This window comes from Pseudomonas shirazica (assembly GCF_015168335.1).
Taxonomy (GTDB): Bacteria; Pseudomonadota; Gammaproteobacteria; order Pseudomonadales; family Pseudomonadaceae; genus Aquipseudomonas; species Aquipseudomonas asiatica.
On record NZ_CP063456.1, the window covers coordinates 1740130 to 1756272 of the forward strand.

The following is a 16143-nucleotide window of genomic DNA, read 5'->3' on the forward strand; positions in this document are numbered from 1 at the left end:
TCTCGAGACAGCGTTCTGGCTACCCCAGCACCAGCCCAGCGAACTGCTCCAGGTTACAGATTGGTGAAGTGTCCGAGCGATTCAGGTAGTGCCCCTCAATTCCAACAGCTCGGGCACTTTCTCGATCATACCGGGCTGAGTCACCCACCATAAAAACCTCAGGTGTATCTGTTCCGCTAGGCCGTCCTGACCTGGCCTCAACCATCTCCAGCAGGTTTTGGTAGATCCGAGGATCAGGTTTGGCAACGCCGACCTCGAAGCTGAATGCGTAGGCGTCCATGCTCGGGAACAGTCGCTTCACTGCCCCGCCACAGGGCTTTGGAGAGGTATCATGAAGCCAAAGCAGCCTGGATCATCGGTTCGGCATTGGAGCGATTTGCGGAAACCAGTGCCAGACGCTGACGGACTATCAACTGGGTGCGCTAGGCGGGCCCAGCTTTCGGAGCCATTAGCTCCAAAGCATGGCCTTGTTTTTATATGACAGCTTATTACAGAGTTGGATTAGCTGTTTCGCTTAAAAACTGGATGGGGCGGAAGTGCGATATGAATGGGCTTCATGATGGTGTGCCTTGCGAAGAAGGTCGTAAAATTCTTCAAGATATTTCGGAAGATGAGTTCTTGGAAAGAGCAGCGGGCTATAATGTTCCGATAAAAAGGAAGCGGTTACTTTTTAATATAATAAAGCGTCAGGCTTCGTGCGAGTTTTATGAGTGGGTGGATTGTAGTCGTTTGGCTCTCAAGATTTTAGTGCCTGAGAGAGTAGAGATCTACAATTGTGGAGGCCATATCAATTCAAGTAGTGAGTTTTATGAGTTCGATCCAGTGAAAAATGGAGCGAATATCATCAAGCACGGGCTAGGGTTTCGAGAGGTTGTGAGCTACTCGGAATTATTTGGTACTTTAAGCGTCCCCTGTCCGGACGAGAATGACGGTTATCGCACTGTAATATTCTCAGATCTAAATACTGGGCCTGAAGGGAGGAGGTTGAATTTTCCATTAAAAAAGGTAAGTGGCACAATATATACTTTATCCGTTGCGCAAAATCTTGGTGGGCGATATCGCTTTATATCCTCTAGGAGGCTGAGTGGAAAAAAATACGCTCAAGATATGATGCAGTCCTTTAAGGGGATTTATGACGACGATCCGGTGAAAAAGGCAGAATTCGTTTCAAGGTGCTCGGCCATAATTGAACAGCACTTACTGCCTAGACGAGATTTCAAAAATCAGTAGGCTGCTAGGGTTTGGCACTGTTTTAGTATTCAGAGGTTAGTTTTCGCTAGTAAGTTTCTTTGTCGCTAATGGTGGAGCTGCCGAACAGTCGGATGTTTAAGTCCTCTGTCGGAGTGCCGGCGTATCGTTGCTGCAGCTCTTCCAGTTTTGCTGAGCGGCGCTCCCCAGTGAGAAGACTCAATCCATGGAGAGCATTCACCAGTTGCTGCATGCCGGCGATCTCGTCAGCCATGTTCAGCCAGGCGGAGCTGATCTGCTTCGCTCGGACTTCTGCTTCACGGCTAGCGATTTGGGACTCGAGCAGTTTGTTTGCGTGCACTAGGGTCTTCAGTGAGGTCAGCGATCCCTCAAGCTCAACCAGCTGTTCACTAAGCCGATCAGCTTGATCCAGGCCTACAGGCACGCCGTCGACGTAGATGGTGTCGTCCTGCACGGAGTAGATCGCCAATGAGCCATCTCCGCCACCTGTTACATCCAGGGCAAGGACATTCCCGAGTCGAAGTGCATGCGGTATCCATGTGTGGCCAACGCACACGCGCCATGCGCCTGAAACACCTCCACGATGGTGCTTTTTAATCCGCTCGCGGCCCCACAGTGCGACGTCCTGGAACTGGGGGTTATCAATGCTGCTGGTGAAGTCGTTCCAGCTCAGCCCTACAGGCACGTCTGCGTGCACTACGCCGACCAGGCCCTGTACTGTCTCCAGTTCAATAGCCAGCGGCTAGCTCTCGAGCTTTGCGATGATCATGGGCTTCGAGTCGTCGTCTATCGTAAGCCACCATCGCGCACCATGGGCCGAGTATGGGAGAGCGGGGTTTTCGCGATAGGCATCGATGAGCATCTGCTCGTGGTTGCCCTTGACCGTGAAGAACCAGGGTTCACCCAAAAGCTTCAGTCCATCGAACATGCCTGGGCCACGGTCTATGAGGTCTCCCACGGCGATCATGCGGTCGACGGACTGGTCGAATCCAAGCGCCTTGAGGCCCTTGTGAAGCTCGATGCTTTTGAAGTGGATATCGCCTACGACGAAGTCTCGACCGACCAGGTTCTGGGCAAGTTTGAGCAGATGAGGCATGAGCTGCAGGCGCTCCAAAATCAGTCTGAAAGACCCGAAGATTTTACCTTGATGGGCTTGCGATGGGGGCAGAGAGTCGGCATTTCAACGCTTCAGCTACCGCCCCCAAATGGGAACATAAGGGCGTTTTTTCAGCTTAATGTTCCCGTAAGGGGGCAGTATCTGTAGCGCTGATCTGAGAGGACTGACTAAGCGCGTCGGAAGCAGGCGCAAACGCGATTGAAAGCACCAGGCGCTTGGGTTACGGTGGAGGTGAAGTCCAATCTATGGAGAGTAGTCATGGCCCGTCGCGAAGAAGACTGGATCTAGGCACCATCAACACGCCCGAAATTTGCGTCTGCCAAAACGGCGTCACCCTCACCAGTGAACATCGACCTCGTCCAGCGCTCACGTTTGATCGCTGAGAAGACGGCGAAGAAGCATGGCTCGCACAGGTGGAGTTCGTAGGCCTCGCCCGCATGAGGCGACCAGCCTCCAGGGTGCGCTCAGCTGGCCATAGTCTGGTTGGCATCCTTGGCCACAGCGGTCGCAAACAACTCTGATTTCCTCGCCAGCGGTGGTCGGTTCATCGCTTCTCACGGATGTCCTGGCTTTCGCTCACGCTCTTCCAGTGGCTCAGGCGCATCAATCATCACGGAAGGTTTGCCATTTTTGGTCACGATGAAAACGTGCCCTTTCGCGACAAGCTGGGCGATTCGCCTGAGGCGCCTCCGCGCTTGGCTCATGGATATGACCGTTATCACTGTGCTGCTCCTGGGTTGTCGTGTCCCTCGTGCTCAGGGCAGAGCGTACTCTCCCACCTGCCTGCTATCTGCTTGCCAGGTACGCCACACAGCTCGCAAATCTTCAGTGATAGCTCCGCTGCCTGGCTTACGGCACCCTCGCAGTAATAGTCGCCACCGTCATAGAAGAAATGCAGCTCGCCAAACTTCGACTTCACCTGTGCCACCACGACCTGCGGCACCTCTGGATGCCGATCCAAGTGCTCCTGAAGCGTGTCGCACAGGGAAACCAGAAGCCCATGCCATCCACGGCTGCAGTAGATGTCATCCACAGAAGGGTCAGAGAACAGCAGGGGATAGCGTTCTCTGAACTCTGCGAGGGTGATTTCGGGCGGTGTGTTCACATTCATGGTGTCCTGAGTTTGAACTTTTGGGTGGACTGATATCGCAACTGGCGAACAATTTCAATGGAGCCTATCAAGCTCTCATGTGACTGTCGAGGCAACTTAAGAGTATGCAGTTGGCATACCCTTAGTTGCGCTAGACAATATTGGTGGAGGTGTTGATAATTGTGAGGTTTAATATTTTTCGATATTGCTAGGCATAGATAGTCCTGTACTGAAAATTGTGTAGAGACCAGATCTCGATGGCATTGGCTGGAGACTGAGAGAGCCAGCGACTTGGTGTGAGGGCTACGCCGGCAAGCGGAGCGCGCAGGAGCGAGGATGGAAGCCCGCAGGGCCGAGACGCCGCCACCTGGCGAGCGGCTTGGTTCACGACAGCCGACCCGCCAGGGCGCGCCCGACCACGACTAATTTTTGGAGAACCCATGAGCAGAGACGCCAATGACACCGTGTACTGCAGCATCCAAATGCCGATGAGCCAGGGCCGAGAACTCCTGAAGCTGGTAGCAAAGCTTCGCGCCTCCGGAGCTCATCCATCCCTCGAATCGGTCTTCAAGGAAGCCGAGGAGGAATTGGAGATGTCCATCGAGTTCGTCGAAGAAAGGCTTGCCGGCGAGGGCGGGCTCGGTCACAAGTCCGAGTAGGGATCCACGCCATGGCCAGTGATGACGATCTGCACCTTCGCGAAACCGCATGGCGAAAAGCGCTGTGGACGCTCGCAGATCTCGCACTTGGTGATCCGCGAGCCACTGACGCCTTAATCATCCTCGATGGCATCGACCCCCAGGAACAACGAGGCTCACTCCCATCAGTACCGTCCACCGAAAGGGCAGGTGGAACCTTGATTGTGCGCGACCTAGACATTCCGCAGCCATGGCGAGAGCGCTTTCACTGCGCGAGCCGAGGCTCAACACGCCTAGTGGAAGGCGCGTACTACCGGGACTGGGAGAAGTTTGTCAGCGAGTGGAAGCGAGAAATGACCCACCTAGAACTTCACAGGCGTGCACGTAAAACCGGATGAGGGTAAATAGTACATGACGTGCGCATTCTTAGGAGCATGCTAAGATCAATAAGGAGCACCTTGGAGTGAGCAATCATGCTGACAGGGCTGGGTATGATCGTGTCCCAGGGAGTGGTGTAACTCATCATGGCTCTGGCCACTAAGTTTGCCGTTTAGTTGATCACGGCCGACAGCTTGGCCTGTGGATTATCGCTGACCGCCTCGAAGGCCTCCAACTGCATATAGCGTCGTTGCAGGCACCACTCGTCGTTCTGCTCCAGCAGCATCGCGCCTACCAGCCGTGTGATTGCAGGGTCGTTGGGAAAGATGCCCACGACGTCGGTGCGCCGTTTGATTTCAGCGTTGAGCCGTTCCAGTGGATTGGTGCTGTGTAACTGCTGTCGGTGCGCTTTGGGAAACGCCATGTGTGCCAGCACTTCATCCTCGCAGCCGTCCATGAGCGTCGCGATCTTGGGGTACTTCTCACGCAGCTGATCGGCGACCAGGCGCCACTGCTGGTGGCATTCGGTACGGCTGTCCTGGGCGAAAACCGTGCGCAGGAGCGCCGCCACCATCGTGCGCTGGCCCTTGCCGACATGGGCCATGGCGTTGCGCATGAAGTGCACGCGGCAGCGCTGCCAGGTTGCGTTGAAGACCTTGGAAACAGCTGCCTTGAGGCCTTCGTGGGCGTCGGATATAACCAGCTTCACTCCACGTAGGCCACGCCGCATCAGGCTTCGCAGGAAGTCCGTCCAGAACGGCTCGGCTTCTGATGGGCCAACACGCATGCCCAGGACTTCACGGCCACCATCGGTGTTCACGGCCACAGCGATTATTACGGCGACCGAGACGATGCGCCCGGCCTCCCGCACTTTGACGTAGGTGGCATCTATCCAGAGATAGGGCCAGTCGCCTTCAAGCGGTCGGTCAAGGAAGGCGTGAACGCGCTCATCGATCTCACCAGCCAGCCGTGACACTTGGCTTTTGGAGATGCCGGTCATGCCCATGGCCTTGACCAGCTCGTCCACCGAACGCGTTGTAATGCCTTGGATGTAGGCTTCCTGGATCACCGCCGCCATGGCCTTCTCGGCGGTACGTCGAGGTTCAAGAAAGCCAGGAAAGTAGCTGCCTTGGCGCAGCTTCGGGATCTTCAGGTCAACGTCACCGGCGCGGGTTTGCCAGAGGCGATCACGGTAGCCATTGCGGCTGTTTGTCCGGTCTGGGCTTTTGACATCGAAGCCGGCGCCGCACAGGCCTTCGACATCGAACTCCATCATGCGCTGGGCAACGAACTGGATCATTTGCTTGAGCAGATCAGCGTCTGCCCCTTTCTCAACCAACTCGGTCAATGCGATAGTGGGCTTGGTCATCGTGGCTTCTCTGGTGAAGGTTAAGTCCGCAAACTCAACGTTAGCCAAGAACCACGATGACCATCCTCTTTCGCCCGCAGGGCGCCTTCGGTTGGTTCAGTTACACCACTTCCCGGGACACGATCTAAATTCTGATTTGAAGCTGGTGAAAATCTGCCTTATCAGGGGGGAGGGCTGGCGGCACGATGCCGGTATCAGCGTGCATTCAAAATGCTTATCAAGCTACGAGTGTCCTCCAAGCCTATCCAGAGAATTGGTGCATGTCGAAGTGCTATCATTGCGTGCTTTGCCGTCGCTGAATCTCGCAAGATCTTGATGGCCTATTAGGGAAATATGGAGGTACAAGGTGGTGCAGGTCATTACAGCGAATGCCCGGCTGCGTAGAGGTATCCGCTCTCTTCAAAAGTCTCTGATCGATCAGGCTGAGCCACGCGGGATAGAAGAATGGGCATTCCCGAGTGGAGATAAAGCACCATGCCGCACATATGCCTTGGAGACCGATCTGGGGGAGATGCTATTTGCTGTGCCTCCGCCTTGGCATGGTCGACAAGCACACCTGTTCAAGCTGGGTTACGACGGTGGCACGCTGTCACCAGATGCTGAGATCAACATTCCTGACGGCCTCAACCGTGGTGTTTCGGGGGTGTTGGTAGCTGCTCCTCAGGGTGAAACCCTCATCTGTCATCGGGGCACCTTCACAGCGTTCCGTGGTCGGGTACCTCGTCAGTACGCTTTTGAGCACTTTCACGACTGGCTTATAGAGGTAGACGACGACGGTAAGACGGCAGATGTGATTGCTGTGTCTTCAACGAACTCACCCAGCATCGCGAATGACATCGCAGAGTTCCTATTCAAGGTCAAACGACTCAAGGAACAGAGAAAAGCGGAGCTCGGTGGGGATGCCCAGGCTGCAGATGAAGCCATCGACGACGAAGATGGATCGGGTGCTAAATGGCGGGAGCAGGAAGAGTTCGAGGGCAGCAAATCCTATACCCCAAGCAGCGATACCTGCGAGTACCAGTATCTCCATGGCCCACTCTGCAATGCCCTCCATCGCAAGCTGGATGAGCTTGTTGAGGGGCATCCGGAGCTCAAGGTTGGTAAGCATCAGGTCGATTTAGCGTTAGTGGACAAAGCTACTGAGAAAGCCAAGGTGATTTTTGAGGTCAAGACCAGCGCCTCAATGTCGGCCCAGCTTTACACCGCATTTGGTCAGCTTGCGTACTACAAGCACCGCTACGGTGAGGCCAACACCAAGCTCATCTTGGTGCTTCCAACAGGCACTGCATCTGACTTCGCTGCCGCCGAGTTTTTCGCCCAGGCCAACATCCAGGTTGTGTTCGGTGAGGCCGGTGTGTTTGAGAGCAGCAAGGGCGAGAGCCTGGAGGAAATGCTTAGCAGCATCTTGTAGAGGTAAGCCAGGATGTTCAGTCCATGAAGGCCAACTCGGTCTGCAGTGCATTCGAAACCCCGGTGCTCTTCCCTTGAGGCCTTCGTTGGCCTTCGGAGGGAAAGGATTCTCGAGCGTCGCTCACCGAAATTTTCAGGCCGCTCAGACCTCCATTTCGATGTAGCTCGGCAAGCTCCGACCTCAGTATTGAAATCAAGTCGGTCGCCGGCTGTGCGGTATCTTCACTCAATGTGAGCGTGAGTAGCGTCAGAGGACTGAGCCCTAGGCGCTCACTCACTTGCTCGAGCTTGTCCAGGGTGATGCTCGACTTACCGAGCTCAAGCTTAGAAAGATAGGTACGGCTGGTGGTGTCAGCGAAGTCTCTCTGGGTGATATTTCGCTTGCAACGCAGTGCGCGAAGCACGCTGGCGAAAGAGGCTTTGAGCGTCATGCTTCAGTCTCGGCGGATTTGCTATCTCGATAGGAGGCTACGTATTCAGCTTTAAGCCTATCACGGCTGGAAAATGTTCACTCCCATGCGTATACCTTGAATGACGTCGCCATCGGTCTCCACAAGGCCGCTATTCGAGGACAACAATGTGAACGTAGGCGAGCTGATTGAAGAGCTGCGGAAGTACGATCCTGGCCTACCCATTCTGATTCCGCGATCTGATTGCTCCGCACTGGAAGACGCTGTTGCGTGTTACCAGGACGTCGTGCGTGAAGGGCGGATTATGGGCTACGAGTCGCTGAGCTGGTTTCCTGGGGAGCCTGAAGATCCGGGTGCTGAAAAGCACCGGGTCGTCGTCATCGACACCTCTCTGCCTTTCCCAACGTAAGAGAAATGACCATGAAGTGGAAGCAGGTGGGATAACTGCGAGGGTGGGGTGCCCACCGGCATTGCTTCGGTAGCAGTGTTCTGTAAATGCATCTGGAATCGGTCAGCCCATGGGGCACGCTCGACCAACATGGACGCTTCCCGCTGCGGTACCAGTGAAAGCATCTAGCGGCAGGTAGAAAAAAACCGCCATTTAGGCGGTTCAGGGTACTGCTCGGGGTCTCTGGCTCTTCCGGGCGGGCTTTCGGCGTGCCAGTGAAGAGATCTTTTCCTCAGGGTTGAGGCGTTGGTGCCAGACACATACAAAGCAACCCTATCGGTAAAACGACTTCGTATCAACTTTGGCTAGGTCGTAGCTACTGAAAGGCCTGGGCGGCCCTTCTCCGGAGGAGTACAAATGTGCTCCTATGCTTAATCAGGTGGACAAACTTTGCATACTGGCTTGCCTAGCCTGGTGATCACAAACGTCTCGCCTTGCTGGACGAGCTTCATGATCCTTCGCCACCGGCGCCGAGCTTGGCTCTTGCTCATGACCAGCTCCATTCAATCCCCCAAAGAACAGTCGACTAACAAATTTCTAGTCTGCTTGCCGGCAAGCTTTCTGCAAAGCTCTGCCGCGTTTGAGCAAAGACGCAACGTCTCGCGTAATGTTCCCAAAATGGAGCATTAATGGCGGGTTGATGGGTTAATGTCCCCAAATGGGATCATTATGAGTAGCGATGATCTGCCGTTTTTTTGAGAGTGCACCAGCTCACAGCTTGGTAGGTGAGCCTCCGGAAACAACGCAAGGTCATGATCATGCCTCTCGTGATCCTAGCCTGTGTAACGTACTTTTCGGAATGTAACGTCGTCGCTGTTACATTCCAAAAAGTACGTTACAACGACCATTTCTAGGCAATTTGGCGCATGTGGGCGTATGCAACCACGAGTACCTCGTCCAGATGTTCTGGCCACCGAGCTATTGTGAGGTGTAGAGGTAGGCTTCAGCATTTCGAACTGCACACCTCCGGCAAGCGGAGCGCGCAGGCGCGAAGATGGAAGCCCAACGGGCCATGACGCCACCGTAGGTGAGAGCGGCTTGGTTCACGACAGCTGTCCCCGAGAGGGGCGCGCTCAGAGTGCAGAGTGGAAACGAGTCCGAGGATTTATGAGCCGAGATGTCCAAGAAACGCTGTACAGCAGTGCTGCTGATGGCGACCTCCATCTTCTCGAGGTTGCAAGGCGAAAGGCACTCTGGGCACTCGCTCACCTGATACCCGGCGATCCACGGGCTGACGCTGTAATCCAAGTCCTGGACGACATTGAGTACCAGGAGCAATCCCTACCCATCTACAGGCAGGCCCTGGGCGCTGACGAGGTTCTAAATATTGTACCCTCGGAACCGCACCCTATCGGTATGGCCATAGTCCGAGATGAAAACATCCCCCAGCCGTGGCGAGAACGATTCGAATGCGCGAGTCGTGGTTCAACCCGAGTAGCTGAAGGCGCCTATCTACATGATTGGTTGAAGTTTCTTTCAAAGTGGCAGCAGGAAATGACCTACCTTGAACGCCACAAAGCAGCCTGTGATCGAAAGGGGTAGGGCGTCTTGCCCCAATTTAATAAGGGGATGCGCCCTAGCGGTAAGCCGAGGTCTAAAGCGTCATAGCTAATTGGGTGATACCGACGGGATCAGCGTGGGTTGTAACCACTACGGGCCCAGGCATTCTGCACCTTTCCGACAGCGGCTCGGATTGAATAGGCTTCGACATCATCTATTGCGCACCCACGAAACTTGCTCCAGTGGGCCCGTTTAAAGAGTTGGGCGAGTGCCATAGCCCTCTCCGTGGCTCATGAAGGCATCCGCCTAGCAGCCATCAATCTCGAAAATCACTCTGACGTCACTGTGCTGGTTCAACTTGCTCATGGGGATGCTCCATTAGCGGCAGGTAGGCCCACGAGGTGGCTCAAGTTTGAAAACTTCCAAAGCCTGTAGGCCAAGCCTCCGGCTGCGGCAATATGCTCTTCATCACCAGACGGAGCGCGCAGCCAGGATGGCGGAGAGGCTAGGATGGAAGCCGTCGAGGTCAAGCCAGCTGACCCCGAAGGGGCGCGCACTGACTTCAATTCTCGCTTCGCATTGTGTTCATGAGATGCATGTAGATTGTCACCAGTCGCTCTATCCAGCGCGGAAACAATGCGGTCGATCCACGCTTGATCATCAGGCCCATGAGCTGGTGCCAGAGCTGACGAAATGCCGCCAGCCCTGAATCCCTCATCTTGTTACTAGGGTCAATTTTGGAGGGAAGCAGGTGATTTCCATCCACAAGCCCACTTGCTTTGATCTTGGCAAACAGTTGTTCCTTAGCGTCATGGCTCAACGCCAATTGCACGGAGGGGCGAACTTTAGTAGGGGGGAGAGAAAAATCCGAAGGAAAACAATATACCCTCGCGGGAAGTAGGTCAGATTAGGCTGGTCTAGGCGTCGGATTTTGGCAAATTTTTGCGATGCAGCGGTGAGACGAGATCTCGATAGGCTTCGCGACTCTGCAGTACCTGATCGCGGATTTCCTCCGGATCAATCGCCATCCCACCTCGGGCCGTAGTGCGGAGCGTCTTGAGCTGGTTGACGGCTTGAATGAACTCCCGCTCCTTGTCTTTCTCAGCTTCAGATCTGTTGTCCGGAAAAGCCGAGTCCCAGAGTCGATCAAGAATTTTCAGCATATTCATACCAATCACTTACCAGAAGAGGGCTTATGGCATAAGACCTACACTGGCCGCAGCCAATTTGAGTCAGGGAACCGGGTGGTATCGAAGCGGTAGGGCTTACTCTCTCCGCAGCACCCAGAGCGTTTCTGCGTCAGGTGCATGCATAGTGACTCTGATGAATGGTATAGCGAGAAACCGTCGGCGTTCCGAGTTCGGTAGTTCCGACCAGTATCGTAGATTTCCAGAAGAGTCTTTAACAGGAATGCGGTCGCGGAAATAATGCTCGAGTGCTGTCAAGCGCTTTTGGCCATCTATGAGTAGATTGCTGTAAGGCTCATAGCACCCATCAACAATCTGGTGCCAGGAGTTTACTATATAAGTTCCCAGGTATCCTCCTCTCCAAGCCTCAGTAATAAAGCGTTTTTTCTGCTCATCACTCCAATCCGGCCTTGATTGCCATTCAACAAAAGGGTGACCCATCGCAAAGCTACTGGCCCACGGATAGTCCGCCTGATAGATCAATTCAGATGTCGAAAAGGTTTGATAATTTCTAAATAAATGATCTAGGTCATGCAGGTATACAGTGGTATGCATCACATTGATCGGCATGCCAATCTGAAAGGCTGATCTGATTTCTGGGTCTCGAGGCTGGGAAGCATTTGTAGATTGCATGGAAGTCACTTTGTCGTTGAGTTAACGATGCGTTGAATAGGGTTTCAAGATGGCGTGACTTTAGCACAGAAAATCAGGAAAAAACGCGCCGATATTGGTTTCTTGGCAAGTGAGCCGGATTTCGCGTCGTAAATAAACCATCAGTATAGTTTGGCATAAACCGCTAGTATATTTTTCGACGGTGTATGGATGTGCTGTGATCTGCTCGTTCTGAAGCTCTCATGAAATTTTTTTTCATACCCCCCCCTTGAAATGTTTTTTCAAAAACGGAGCTCTATTATTTTGTTAGCAAAAAAAAGCAGAGATCTCTTATTTTGCAGATTTTTTGATGCCATTTTGAGATCATAAATTCTGCTGTTTTAGGTGGATGTTGATAGCTCAGGTCTGCATGCCACCCTTGCCTCGCCCCATTGCTCGCTACTTCACCTCACGCGCATGCGCGTGAGCGTGGCTTGCTTTTGAGCGCCGCAGGCGCATCGCTTTTTTTCAGCGCCGTAGGCGCTGGCTTGATTTTGACCTCAAACAAAAAAAGTGCCATTTTTTTAAAGAAAGTACGCGGAAAACATACCGTTAAATTGTTGGCTTTATAGTGCTGGGCGCATACCCGTAGAGGTCGCAAGCATTCGGGGGTAGCTAATGCTGGTAAAGGCAGCTTCGCTGTATTTGCTTCATACAGATGGTGTGCGGTGGAAAGTTGTTATCGTAGAGTCGGCGCGGGGTGATCCATTGCGGCGATGATCAATCCTCGAGTACCCAGCCCCCCCGCAGCTCTCATTCACCGTTCAGTGGGTTTTCAATTATCTCTATAAAGGTATGCGTCTGGCATACCCATCTGTGTTTGCTAGGGTTTCAGGCCAGTCAGTGAGTATGCTGCTGACACACCATTTGAAAATGTGTCTCTCGTGCCTTGACGGTTGGCTGTGCAAACATTTAGCTTTAATTGACGCCTAGGGAGGGGTGCTTTAGTGAAAGTGAATATTTGAGAGGGTTTTAATGATCGCGGCTGATAAATTGGCTAAAGAGTTTCTCGACGTGCATGAGACTGCAGACGTCCTTGGTGTGTCAAAAGAAACCTTGAGGTTTTGGCGGTATACTAATAAGCACGCGAAAGAAATTCCTGCGTTAAAGCATGTTTCTCGTCGTATTTATTACCGCACCCAAGATGTTGTGGCATTTTCCAAAATTATGTATTGCCCATCTGGTTGCTGACCGCTACCGAACCGCGAGCATGATGCTCATACAGGCCATGGCACGATGCTCTGGCTAGCAAGAAGCCCAGATCAATCTGGGTTTTTTTGTGCCTGGAGGGCGGGTTTGGTAGCCGATTTAATGATGGAAAAAATTTTAGAAAATATAAGATTTTTCGAGGAGGAGGCGCTTTGGGCTTACGAGAGCTGAGGAAAGCTTACGAGAGCTGAGCAAATTTTAAGTGCCGGCTACCAAATGGCTACCAAGCTCTCAAAAAGACCAAAAATAATGAAGGATATAGAGGATGAGGGCAAACGCTAGAAGCTTGGTTGTACGTGGTCTACAGCCCTTTATGTAGGTGCAATGGCATGACATAAAAGGTGTTGACAGTCAGCAGATTTTAAGTCTGCTGTGTATACCAATTCCACCACACTCGCACGCTTGAAGGGGCCGTAACGACCAGCTCACTTCTAAGCAGAAGGGCTTCGCAATCAAGCGCGCTTTATAACCCATTGTTATAGTTGAGTCAACCACAGCGCCTATGATCAACAGAATGAAGGTCGATCGAATGGGCAATTGACACCTTGCTATCATTACGCCACTGTTGCCCTTTTATTGGATCCAAAGAGTGTGCGGTGATGACTCTGTCCGATACTCCCGAGCGTATAGTGCACCCACGGCTATTGTGGCGACTTTTGTTCGTGCTGGTCGTCGTGCTGGCGGCATTTCTCTACCTGAGCCTGATCAGCCTGGGCGGTTATCTGCTGATGCTTGGGTTCGATGCCGAACACTCTCAACCGCAGCGGCTGATGGCCCTGGCCGGTGGAGGGCTTATCCTGCTGGTCGGCTTGTGGCTGCTGAAAGTGGCGATGCCTCGGCGCATCAGCCTTGTGCTGGTTGAGCCTGGGCGTTGAACCTCGCAATATTTTCCCTCCTGCTGTGCCGGTGGAGTTCGCATGGTTTCAGCTGACTGTCTCGATCACCCTGTCATGACTGCCCAACGCTATGAACAGCTGGTTCAGTCGGTGGTGGATTACGCCATTTACATGCTTGATCCTTCCGGCCATGTGGTGTCGTGGAACGCAGGCGCGCAACGTATCAAGGGGTACCGTGCCGATGAAGTGATCGGCCAGCATTTCTCGTTGTTCTTCACTCCGCAGGATTGCACCGAGGGCCGCCCGGAGCGCTTGCTACGCCAGGCGCTGGAGCAGGGCGAGGCGCAGGATGAGGGCTGGCGCGTACGCAAGGATGGCACGCAGTTCTGGGCGCTGGCCGCCCTGGATGTGATTCGCGATGACCAGGGCCAGATTGTCGGCCTGGCCAAGGTGACCCGGGACATCACCGACCGCCGCGAGTCGGCGCTGCAACTGGACGCGGTGCGCGCCCAGCTGTTCCAGGCACAGAAGCTGGAGGCCCTCGGCCAGTTGACCGGTGGCCTGGCGCATGACTTCAACAACATGCTGACCATCATCATCAGCTCGGCGCGCTTGGCGCTGGCCACCCAGGACCCGGCACGCGCCCAGCGCATGTTGCAGCACATTCTCGATGCCGGGCAGCGGGGCACCGAGCTGACCCAGCAGTTGCTCAGCTTTGCCCGCCACCGCAAGCTTGATGTGGCTTGCGTCGCCCCGGCGAACCTTGTTGCCGCCACCCGTGGTCTACTGGAGCATGCGCTGCCTGGATCGATTGACCTGGAGGTGGTGCTGCAACCGGACCTGCCCCTGATCGAGGTGGATGCCGGGCAATTGCAGATGGTACTGCTCAACCTGTTGTTCAATGCCCGCGATGCCATCACGGGGCAGGGCCGGATCGGCTTGACAGTCGAGGTGGTCGAGCTGACCGGTGAGGTGGAGGGCCTGCACGGCGGGTTTGTGCGTTTCGAGGTCGAAGACAGCGGCGAGGGCATCGCGCCAGCGGTACTGCCGCGGATCTTCGAACCGTTTTTCACTACCAAGCCCTTTGGCAAGGGGACTGGCCTGGGCCTCAGCCAGGTGTATGGTTTTGCCAGGCAGAGCGGTGGTGCCATTTGCGTCGACAGCGAGCCCGGCCGGGGAACTTGCATGCAGCTTTACTTGCCAATCTATCAGCACACGGACAGCCAACTCGACAGGTAGAACACCATGGCACAGGCACTCAGGCGGCTGGTGACGGGGATCGATGGGCTCGATGCGTTGCTCCAGGGTGGCCTGGTGGCTGGCGCGTCCTACATCATTCAGGGCCCGCCGGGGGCGGGCAAGACCATCCTCGCCAATCAGCTGGCCTGCGGGCATGTGCGCGGTGGTGGCCGGGTGCTGGTGGCCACCTTGCTCAGCGAGTCGCACGAGCGGCTGTTCCAGTACCTGGCGACCCTGGAGTTCTTCGACCCGGCGCTGGTAGGTGATCCGATCCAGTTCGTCAGTGCCTTCGATACCCTGGAGCAGGAAGGCCTGGACGCCGTGGTACGGCTGCTGCGCCAGGAAATCGCCCGCCAGCAGGCCAGCCTGCTGATCGTCGATGGCGTGCTAAATGCCCGGGTGCGTGCGGAAACCGCGCTGGATACCAAGAAATTCGTCTCTGAACTACAGGGCCATGCGGCCTTTGCGGGCTGCACCGTGCTGCTGCTGACCAGCGCCCGGCTGGACGAGGGCAGCCCGGAGCACACGATGGTCGACGGGGTGATCGAACTGGGCGAGCAACTGTTTGGCAGCCGCGCCGTGCGTCATATCCAGCTGCGCAAGACGCGGGGCAGTGCGGCGTTGTCGGGGCGCCATGAATGCCTCATCGATGAAACCGGCATGCATGTATACCCGCGCCTGGAGTCACTGTTCAGCCACCCCAGCCAGGCGGGCAGCGCCACCTTGGAGCGCATCCGCAGCGGGGTGGCGACCCTGGATGAAATGCTCGGTGGCGGCCTGGCCACGGGCTCGGTCAGCCTGCTGATCGGGCCCTCGGGTATTGGCAAGACGTCATTGGGCCTGGCATTTCTCGGTGCCAGCAGCCCGCAGGCGCCGGGGCTGCATTTCGGCTTTTACGAAACGCCGGAGCGCCTGCGTATCAAGGCCGCGTCGCTGGGTTACGATTTTGCAGCCATGGAGCAGGCAGGCATCCTGCAGCTTTGCTGGCAGCCGACTACCGAGGGCCTGCTGGACCAGGTCGGGGCGCGCCTGCTCGAGCGGGTCGAAGCGCAAGGCAGCAAGCGCGTGCTGATCGACAGCCTGGGGGCGTTCAGCCGCCTGGCCATCGACCCGGCGCGGCTCAATGCGTTTTTCCGCGCCTTGGTCGGCGAACTGCGCGCGCGCGATGTCAGCGTGATGCTGACCTGGGAAATGCGCGACATTTTCGGCGCGGAAATCAGCGCCCCGGCCCCGGACCTGTCAAGCATCGTCGACAACTTGATGCTGATGCGCTTCGTCGAGCTGGATTCGCAGCTGCGGCGCATGCTGTCGATCCTCAAGGTGCGTGACAGCCACCATGACCCTGCCTTGCACGAGCTGCTGATCGGGCCGCAGGGCATTACCCTGCGCAAGGCGTTCGAAGGCGCTTGCGGTGTGCTTTCGGGAACGCCGGTGCCGCAGGGGAGCGGGTGA

At 55.2% G+C, this 16143-nt stretch carries 18 protein-coding genes; 9 read left to right on the forward strand and 9 right to left on the reverse strand.

Going from position 1 to position 16143, the window contains the following annotated elements:
- Positions 1-19: 19 nt before the first annotated feature.
- Positions 20-280, reverse strand: coding sequence for an HAD hydrolase-like protein (locus IMX18_RS28445; RefSeq protein ID WP_225903940.1), 261 nt, complete (start codon positions 278-280; stop codon positions 20-22).
- 197 nt (positions 281-477) lie between these two features.
- Here IMX18_RS28445 and IMX18_RS07995 point away from each other — a divergent pair, with 197 nt between their 5' ends.
- Positions 478-1230 (forward strand): BrnT family toxin, encoded by a 753-nt coding sequence (locus IMX18_RS07995; RefSeq protein ID WP_217191261.1) that lies wholly within the window; start codon positions 478-480, stop codon positions 1228-1230.
- Between the two features lie 46 nt (positions 1231-1276).
- On the opposite strand, the gene IMX18_RS27970 is transcribed toward IMX18_RS07995, so the two are convergent.
- Complete coding sequence (locus tag IMX18_RS27970; protein WP_225903925.1) at positions 1277-1906, reverse strand: metallophosphoesterase family protein; 630 nt, start codon at positions 1904-1906, stop codon at positions 1277-1279.
- Here IMX18_RS27970 and IMX18_RS28450 point away from each other — a divergent pair.
- Positions 1901-2473 carry a hypothetical protein gene (locus tag IMX18_RS28450; RefSeq protein ID WP_425355282.1) on the forward strand — a complete coding sequence of 191 codons (573 nt, stop codon included), beginning with the start codon at positions 1901-1903 and terminating at the stop codon, positions 2471-2473. The two genes, IMX18_RS27970 and IMX18_RS28450, sit on opposite strands and share 6 nt — an antisense overlap.
- 571 nt (positions 2474-3044) lie before the next feature.
- Here the strand turns inward: IMX18_RS28450 and IMX18_RS08010 are convergent.
- Positions 3045-3431 carry a hypothetical protein gene (locus IMX18_RS08010; protein WP_217191265.1) on the reverse strand — a complete coding sequence of 129 codons (387 nt, stop codon included), beginning with the start codon at positions 3429-3431 and terminating at the stop codon, positions 3045-3047.
- A 425-nt stretch (positions 3432-3856) separates the two neighbouring features.
- On the opposite strand from IMX18_RS08010, the gene IMX18_RS08015 reads away from it, so the two are divergent.
- Together IMX18_RS08015 and IMX18_RS08020 are read left to right on the forward strand one after the other, a co-directional pair.
- Positions 3857-4075, forward strand: a complete 219-nt coding sequence (locus IMX18_RS08015) for a hypothetical protein (protein ID WP_217191266.1) — start codon at positions 3857-3859, stop codon at positions 4073-4075.
- An 11-nt stretch (positions 4076-4086) separates the two neighbouring features.
- Positions 4087-4452 (forward strand): hypothetical protein, encoded by a 366-nt coding sequence (locus tag IMX18_RS08020; protein ID WP_217191268.1) that lies wholly within the window; start codon positions 4087-4089, stop codon positions 4450-4452.
- Positions 4453-4604: 152 nt separating this feature from the next.
- Here IMX18_RS08020 and IMX18_RS08025 read toward each other — a convergent pair whose 3' ends face one another.
- The gene (locus IMX18_RS08025; RefSeq protein ID WP_217191287.1) at positions 4605-5801 is read right to left on the reverse strand and encodes an IS256 family transposase; all 1197 of its coding nucleotides are present in this window, start codon (positions 5799-5801) and stop codon (positions 4605-4607) included.
- Between the two features lie 346 nt (positions 5802-6147).
- On the opposite strand from IMX18_RS08025, the gene IMX18_RS08030 reads away from it, so the two are divergent.
- Complete coding sequence (locus tag IMX18_RS08030) at positions 6148-7212, forward strand: hypothetical protein (protein WP_225903927.1); 1065 nt, start codon at positions 6148-6150, stop codon at positions 7210-7212.
- Positions 7213-7228: 16 nt separating this feature from the next.
- Here the strand turns inward: IMX18_RS08030 and IMX18_RS08035 are convergent, their stop codons facing one another.
- The 5 genes from IMX18_RS08035 to IMX18_RS08050 all read right to left on the reverse strand — a co-directional run bounded on the left by IMX18_RS08035 (position 7229) and on the right by IMX18_RS08050 (position 11389).
- On the reverse strand, positions 7229-7642 hold the full coding sequence (locus tag IMX18_RS08035; RefSeq protein WP_217191269.1) for a helix-turn-helix domain-containing protein: 414 nt from the start codon (positions 7640-7642) through the stop codon (positions 7229-7231).
- Between the two features lie 2058 nt (positions 7643-9700).
- Positions 9701-9844 carry a DUF7706 family protein gene (locus tag IMX18_RS28455; protein ID WP_425355283.1) on the reverse strand — a complete coding sequence of 48 codons (144 nt, stop codon included), beginning with the start codon at positions 9842-9844 and terminating at the stop codon, positions 9701-9703.
- 287 nt (positions 9845-10131) lie between these two features.
- Positions 10132-10401 carry a hypothetical protein gene (locus IMX18_RS08040; protein WP_217191271.1) on the reverse strand — a complete coding sequence of 90 codons (270 nt, stop codon included), beginning with the start codon at positions 10399-10401 and terminating at the stop codon, positions 10132-10134.
- An 85-nt stretch (positions 10402-10486) separates the two neighbouring features.
- Positions 10487-10738: a hypothetical protein gene (locus tag IMX18_RS08045; protein WP_225903928.1), complete on the reverse strand. Its 252-nt coding sequence runs from the start codon at positions 10736-10738 to the stop codon at positions 10487-10489.
- Between the two features lie 96 nt (positions 10739-10834).
- Complete coding sequence (locus IMX18_RS08050) at positions 10835-11389, reverse strand: DUF262 domain-containing protein (RefSeq protein WP_217191272.1); 555 nt, start codon at positions 11387-11389, stop codon at positions 10835-10837.
- Between the two features lie 993 nt (positions 11390-12382).
- Between IMX18_RS08050 and IMX18_RS08055 the strand changes: the two genes are divergently transcribed.
- From IMX18_RS08055 to IMX18_RS08070, 4 genes are all read left to right on the forward strand, one after another.
- Positions 12383-12598 (forward strand): helix-turn-helix domain-containing protein, encoded by a 216-nt coding sequence (locus IMX18_RS08055; RefSeq protein WP_080671134.1) that lies wholly within the window; start codon positions 12383-12385, stop codon positions 12596-12598.
- Positions 12599-13215: 617 nt separating this feature from the next.
- Positions 13216-13491: a hypothetical protein gene (locus tag IMX18_RS08060; RefSeq protein ID WP_043935716.1), complete on the forward strand. Its 276-nt coding sequence runs from the start codon at positions 13216-13218 to the stop codon at positions 13489-13491.
- 42 nt (positions 13492-13533) lie between these two features.
- A complete protein-coding gene (locus tag IMX18_RS08065) occupies positions 13534-14691 on the forward strand; it encodes a two-component system sensor histidine kinase NtrB (RefSeq protein ID WP_043935714.1) in 1158 nt (385 codons plus the stop codon).
- Positions 14692-14697: 6 nt separating this feature from the next.
- Positions 14698-16143: an ATPase domain-containing protein gene (locus tag IMX18_RS08070; RefSeq protein ID WP_015270879.1), complete on the forward strand. Its 1446-nt coding sequence runs from the start codon at positions 14698-14700 to the stop codon at positions 16141-16143.

What these genes read in the sequence shown, in the direction of transcription:
- IMX18_RS07995 (WP_217191261.1), top strand. Translation starts at nt 478, where the DNA reads ATGACAGCTTATTACAGAGTTGGATTAGCTGTTTCGCTTAAAAACTGG.
- IMX18_RS08055 (WP_080671134.1), top strand. Translation starts at nt 12,383, where the DNA reads ATGATCGCGGCTGATAAATTGGCTAAAGAGTTTCTCGACGTGCATGAG.
- IMX18_RS08015 (WP_217191266.1), top strand. Translation starts at nt 3,857, where the DNA reads ATGAGCAGAGACGCCAATGACACCGTGTACTGCAGCATCCAAATGCCG.
- IMX18_RS08070 (WP_015270879.1), top strand. Translation starts at nt 14,698, where the DNA reads ATGGCACAGGCACTCAGGCGGCTGGTGACGGGGATCGATGGGCTCGAT.
- IMX18_RS08020 (WP_217191268.1), top strand. Translation starts at nt 4,087, where the DNA reads ATGGCCAGTGATGACGATCTGCACCTTCGCGAAACCGCATGGCGAAAA.
- IMX18_RS08065 (WP_043935714.1), top strand. Translation starts at nt 13,534, where the DNA reads ATGGTTTCAGCTGACTGTCTCGATCACCCTGTCATGACTGCCCAACGC.
- IMX18_RS08045 (WP_225903928.1), bottom strand. Translation starts at nt 10,738, where the DNA reads ATGAATATGCTGAAAATTCTTGATCGACTCTGGGACTCGGCTTTTCCG.
- IMX18_RS08050 (WP_217191272.1), bottom strand. Translation starts at nt 11,389, where the DNA reads ATGCAATCTACAAATGCTTCCCAGCCTCGAGACCCAGAAATCAGATCA.
- IMX18_RS08035 (WP_217191269.1), bottom strand. Translation starts at nt 7,642, where the DNA reads ATGACGCTCAAAGCCTCTTTCGCCAGCGTGCTTCGCGCACTGCGTTGC.
- IMX18_RS28455 (WP_425355283.1), bottom strand. Translation starts at nt 9,844, where the DNA reads ATGGCACTCGCCCAACTCTTTAAACGGGCCCACTGGAGCAAGTTTCGT.
- IMX18_RS28445 (WP_225903940.1), bottom strand. Translation starts at nt 280, where the DNA reads ATGGACGCCTACGCATTCAGCTTCGAGGTCGGCGTTGCCAAACCTGAT.
- IMX18_RS08025 (WP_217191287.1), bottom strand. Translation starts at nt 5,801, where the DNA reads ATGACCAAGCCCACTATCGCATTGACCGAGTTGGTTGAGAAAGGGGCA.
- IMX18_RS08060 (WP_043935716.1), top strand. Translation starts at nt 13,216, where the DNA reads ATGACTCTGTCCGATACTCCCGAGCGTATAGTGCACCCACGGCTATTG.